Annotated in this window: 5 protein-coding genes; 4 read left to right on the forward strand and 1 reads right to left on the reverse strand. The window is 38.3% G+C overall.

Going from position 1 to position 4,967, the window contains the following annotated elements; all coding sequences use genetic code 11:
* Window positions 1-176 precede the first annotated feature (176 nt).
* Genes F6K22_RS31505 through F6K22_RS31515 form a run of 3 tightly spaced genes read left to right on the forward strand, consistent with a single transcriptional unit; the run spans window position 177 to window position 3,007 of the window.
* The gene (locus F6K22_RS31505; RefSeq protein WP_293107345.1) at window positions 177-374 is read left to right on the forward strand and encodes a hypothetical protein; all 198 of its coding nucleotides are present in this window, start codon (window positions 177-179) and stop codon (window positions 372-374) included.
* A gap of 31 nt (window positions 375-405) precedes the next feature.
* Window positions 406-2,037: an IS481 family transposase gene (locus tag F6K22_RS31510; protein ID WP_293107357.1), complete on the forward strand. Its 1,632-nt coding sequence runs from the start codon at window positions 406-408 to the stop codon at window positions 2,035-2,037.
* Between the two features lie 4 nt (window positions 2,038-2,041).
* Window positions 2,042-3,007 carry an AAA family ATPase gene (locus F6K22_RS31515; protein WP_293107348.1) on the forward strand — a complete coding sequence of 322 codons (966 nt, stop codon included), beginning with the start codon at window positions 2,042-2,044 and terminating at the stop codon, window positions 3,005-3,007.
* A gap of 156 nt (window positions 3,008-3,163) precedes the next feature.
* Here F6K22_RS31515 and F6K22_RS31520 read toward each other — a convergent pair whose 3' ends face one another.
* Window positions 3,164-3,634 carry a helix-turn-helix domain-containing protein gene (locus F6K22_RS31520; RefSeq protein WP_293107351.1) on the reverse strand — a complete coding sequence of 157 codons (471 nt, stop codon included), beginning with the start codon at window positions 3,632-3,634 and terminating at the stop codon, window positions 3,164-3,166.
* Window positions 3,635-3,714: 80 nt separating this feature from the next.
* Between F6K22_RS31520 and F6K22_RS31525 the strand changes: the two genes are divergently transcribed.
* The gene (locus F6K22_RS31525) at window positions 3,715-4,620 is read left to right on the forward strand and encodes a tyrosine-type recombinase/integrase (protein WP_293107354.1); all 906 of its coding nucleotides are present in this window, start codon (window positions 3,715-3,717) and stop codon (window positions 4,618-4,620) included.
* The last annotated feature ends 347 nt before the right edge of the window (window positions 4,621-4,967 follow it).

Raw genomic sequence — 4,967 nt, forward strand, 5'->3', positions numbered from 1 at the left:
TGTAACGGCTCGCAAACAAAAACGCCTCGGCTCGCAAACAAGACAATTTTCAGCTCACATTAACTGCAAATAAAAACACCTTTCAGCTCAGATTATTTGCAAACAAGCTCAGATTATTTGCAAACAGCTTGCAAACAAGATTTTCGGCTCACATTAATTGCAAATAGCCCATAACCTTGACAGAGAAAATATTACAGCCTATTATCAAGAACAATGGCGCCCAAAAATCCAATGGAAAAAATGATTTTTATTTAATGTTTGGCCTTAAACTAGATAATATGATTAGATTTCAGAGTGTGGACGTTCCTATGGCCACAACTTCACCAATGGATGGAGCGCTCAATATCCACCCTCAACAAAAATCCACAGTTTGAGGGAGGCCAACTGTTAATGTCAACTAGAAAAATACCAACAGAAGCTTTAGTAGACCTACAACGAAGACTAGATTTACATCCACCTCGATGTAGAGAAAGACGAGAATTAATTCAACAAACTGCCAAATTATACGGAGTTTCAGAAGACACAGTTTATCGTGCCTTAAGAAATAGAACCCCAGTCAAATCTGCCCATCGAATTGATAAAGGTCAACCTCGGATACTACAAAGAGCCAGTCTAGAACGATATTGCGAAGTCATAGCAGCCCTCAAAATTCGCACATCCAACAAAAAAGGTCATCATCTTTCCACAGCAGAAGCCATTCGTTTACTAGAAGAACAAGGAATTCACACCCCAACAGGTTATCTAAAAGCCCCTCCAGGCTTACTCAAAAGACCAACTGTCAACCGTTACCTCAAACAGTGGGGTTATGACCACACCCGAATGACCAGACAACCCACAGCAGTTAGATTTCAAGCCGAACACAGCAACGACTGTTGGCACTTTGACTTAAGCACATCTGACCTCAAACACCTGAAAACACCAACTTGGATAGAAGCAGGACGCGGCAAACCCCTACTCATGCTCTACAGCATCGTTGATGACCGTAGCGGACTAGCATATATGGAGTATCATGGAGTCTATGGTGAAGATGTAGAAGCTGCCCTCCGCTTTCTGTTTGCAGCCATGTCTCCCAAAGCCACAGATAAGATTCCCTTTCAAGGCATTCCTGGAATGCTTTACATGGATAACGGACCAATTGCTCGTTCTCAAGTATTTCAAAAAGTAATGAGTTGCTTAGGCGTTGAAGTCGTTACTCATCTTCCTGAAGGAAAAGACGGAAGACGAGTCACCGCCCGCTCAAAGGGAAAAGTAGAAAGACCATTCCGCAGTGTCAAAGAAATGCACGAAACCCTTTACCATCTGAAGGAACCAGAAACAGAAAAAGAAGCTAATGTAGGTTTAATGCAATTTCTCCACTACTACAACAGTCAACCTCACCGCAACGAACCTCACAGTCGAATGGAAGACTGGTTAGCTAACCTACCCCCAGAAAACATACGTCAAATGTGTACTTGGGAACGTTTTTGTACCTTTGCTCGCGAACCCGAACGTCGTAAAGTTGGTATTGATGCTCGTATCAGTATTGATGGAGTTTCTTATGAAGTAGACTCAGACTTAGCCGGAGAGACAGTCACCCTTTGGTGGGGACTATTTGACAATGAACTGTATGTGGAACATATTGACAAACGCTACGGACCTTACTCTCCTATCAGTAGTCCTATCCCTTTACATCGTTACCGTAACCTCAAAAAAACACGCACTCAAAAAAGGGCAGACCGAATAGAAGCCTTAGCTAAACAAATATCTCTTTCCAATAATGTCAATGGTATTATCAATTTTCCCAATTCTAGAGAGATTCTTGAACTACCAGTACAGCCATTTGTTGACCCAGACCCATTTCAAGAACTGACATTTCCAAATATCATAGCAGCCAAAAGAGCGATCGCCGATTTTATTGGGTATCCTCTAGCTAAACTTACCTCAGAACAGATGGCAGATATAGATGCAATTTTAGCTCAAACTCTTCATAGAAAAGAAGTCATGGCTAAAATTAGAGACTATTTTCAGACTTCACAGGAGCGTCAAAATGCGCAGTGAAGTAATGAACTTCTTTAAATTGAAACAAACATTTGAGCATTTGGGTTATTTTGAAACACCAGAAAATACTCAACTAATTGAAAATCTTAAACAAGATATTCATCAAGGAGGATTAATTATAGTATCAGGAATTGTAGGCAGTGGTAAAACAACATTACTTGTTCATGTTCAGAAAGAATTACAACTTGCAGGTCAAGTAATTGTTTCTCGTTCCTTATCAGTAGATAAGGAGAAAATTAGTTTAGGAACATTGATGACTGCTTTGTTTTATGACTTGTCAACAAAATCTGGAGTCAAACTACCAACACAACCTGAAAAACGAGAACGTCAACTATTAGCTCTCATTAAAAAGTCTCGTAAACCTATAGCTCTATTTGTTGATGATGCTCATAGTTTACAGACAAAAACATTAGTAGGATTGAAGCGATTAATAGAATTAGTCTATCAGGATGGAAATATTTTATCTGTTGTTTTAGCCGGACATCCTAAGTTGAAAAATGACCTAAAAAGACCTGTTTTAGAAGAAATTGGAGCTAGGATTCGTAGTGCGTTGATGTTAGAAGGAATAAAAAATTATCAACAAGACTATATAAAATGGGCCTTAACAGAGGCAACTCAAAAAGAAGTAGACTGGCAAGAATTAATTACAGAAGAGGCACTTAATTTTCTAGCTGAAAAATTAGCTACACCATTACAAGTAAAACAATATTTAAAGCAAGCATTTGAACAAGCTTATGAAGTAGGTCAAAAGTTAATTACTATAGATGTAGTTGAGACTGTTTTAGTGAAAAGTTTGAATGATTTGGAACCTCAATTAGTACGTTATGGTTACAGTGTAAAAATACTATCTCAACTGTTGCAGGTAAAGCCTGGAGAAGTACGGTCTTTTCTCAATGGTCAACTTTCGGCAAATCAAACTCAAGAAATGATGGATAAGATATTAATGGCAGGGATTCCACTATCAAGTTAGGAACGAGCCAATTCTGTTTTACTTATGTAGTATAAATTATCCAATCAAGAATTAAACGGATTATCAAATAATTATTAATTATTAAAAGTTAATTTTAATTGCACTCAGAGTAAAATTATTTTCTACTCCAGATTAATCAAATAATTGCCATCATTACTACTTTCTTTTTTTAGGTTTTTCTTGATAAGAAGTACCACCATGGGGGCAAAACTTGTGTTTGAAAGAAGTCAAAATTTCTCCACAGCTAGTGCAATGATTGCGTAACTTGCTCCCGCACAATAGACAATATTTAGCTCGGTATACTGTCCAGGCTGAATCAGGTTCAGTTCCTGGTGTCCAGCATTGGGGACAAAATTTGTAGTTTTCTATCTCTGCTATAGGCTCACCAGAACAGATAGCTTCTAAATACTCAGTTGGAATGGACAAGGCACGAGCTAAACCTGTTTTGGTCTTCTGATTCAGCTTTGTCGTCTTACCTCGTTCTAGTTTGCCCACGCTTTGTAAATGAATCCCAGCCTTTACAGCTAACTGTTGTTGGCTAATTTGAGCGTCTTTTCGTAGTCTTCTGATATAGCTATCCAGGGTTTCATCGGGTTGGGGCACTTTTTGGGGGTCAAGAGTATACATAAAAATATGTTTTTATCCGGATAGTTAATCTACATCTTGGCAAAGTATAGGTATCAAAAAATTATAGTATATTAAGTCAATTGACTGTTACTTTAGCACGATTAGCTACAGAATTTTTAGAGCGTCAGGGACTATCTCAAAGTACGCAACGAAACTACTCTTCAACATTGATGCCATTACTAGCAAAATATGGTCGGTTGCCTGTAGAAATTATCAGTCGTGAACTGTTGTCTGAGTATTTGGAAGGTTTAACACATCTATCAATAACAACTCATCATCGTCATCAGGCTATTATTCAGGCTCTGTTTAATTTTGCAGTTGAGCAGGGCTATTTGAGGGTAAATCCTGTGGCTAACATACGGCGACGTAAATCTGACCCGGAGAAAGGAGAACATGATACAGACCAAGTTGTTCGCTATTTGAATGACCAACAACTTGCAGTTTTGTATGAGATAGTGGCGATTGATATTCGTATGCACTCTATCGTTTGTTTGTTGCATCGTACTGGAGCGAGGATAGGTGAACTTCTAGCCTTAGATTTAGATACTGTTGATAATGTTGCCCGAAAGTTTCAGGTAGTGGGAAAGGGTAACAAGTGTCGCTGGTGCTTTTATAGTCAAGATGCAGCAATTGTACTTTCAAAATATATCAAATACGAACGAGCTTCAGGGATATCGGCATTATTTACTGCACAACACCCATTGACTGGGAAAGTTACACGATTATCTTACCGTCAAACTCATAAGTGTTTTCGTAATTTAATTGCATCTACTCCAATTCTGAAAGGGGTTCGTCTTCACGACTTACGACATACTTTTGCTACAGAAAGAGTTGGATTGATTTCGATTGAGGAGTTACGAGCTTTGATGGGTCACGAGAATATTCAGACTACATTACGGTATCAAAAAGTTACTTCACTTCGAGCAGAAGAAGCTGCACAGAAAGCTTTAAATATTTTAAGTAAATCAGAGAATAAATTCTTGTAATAGTTGCTGTAACAAAAGTATATAAAATACATACTTTTTGCACTCAAAATTTATGTTGTGGACAGAGTATTAGTACTACTCTGCCCTTGTAGACTGAGTGTTGCTGTAGACATTTGTCTTCGCAGTGGGGACATTATATAATTTGAAGCCTGTAATCTAGGCATCAAAATGCTTACAGGTTATTTGCATTTAATGTGAGCTGAAAATCTTGTTTGCGAGCTATTTGCAAATAATTTGAGCTGATTTGCAGTTAATGTGAGCTGAAACCTATTTTTATTTGCAATTAATGTGAGCTGAAAATTGCCTTGTTTGCGAGCCGAGGCGTTTTTGTTTGCAAGCCGTTACAA

The organism is Okeania sp. SIO2F4, assembly GCF_010672385.1.
Classification (GTDB): domain Bacteria; phylum Cyanobacteriota; class Cyanobacteriia; order Cyanobacteriales; family Microcoleaceae; genus Trichodesmium.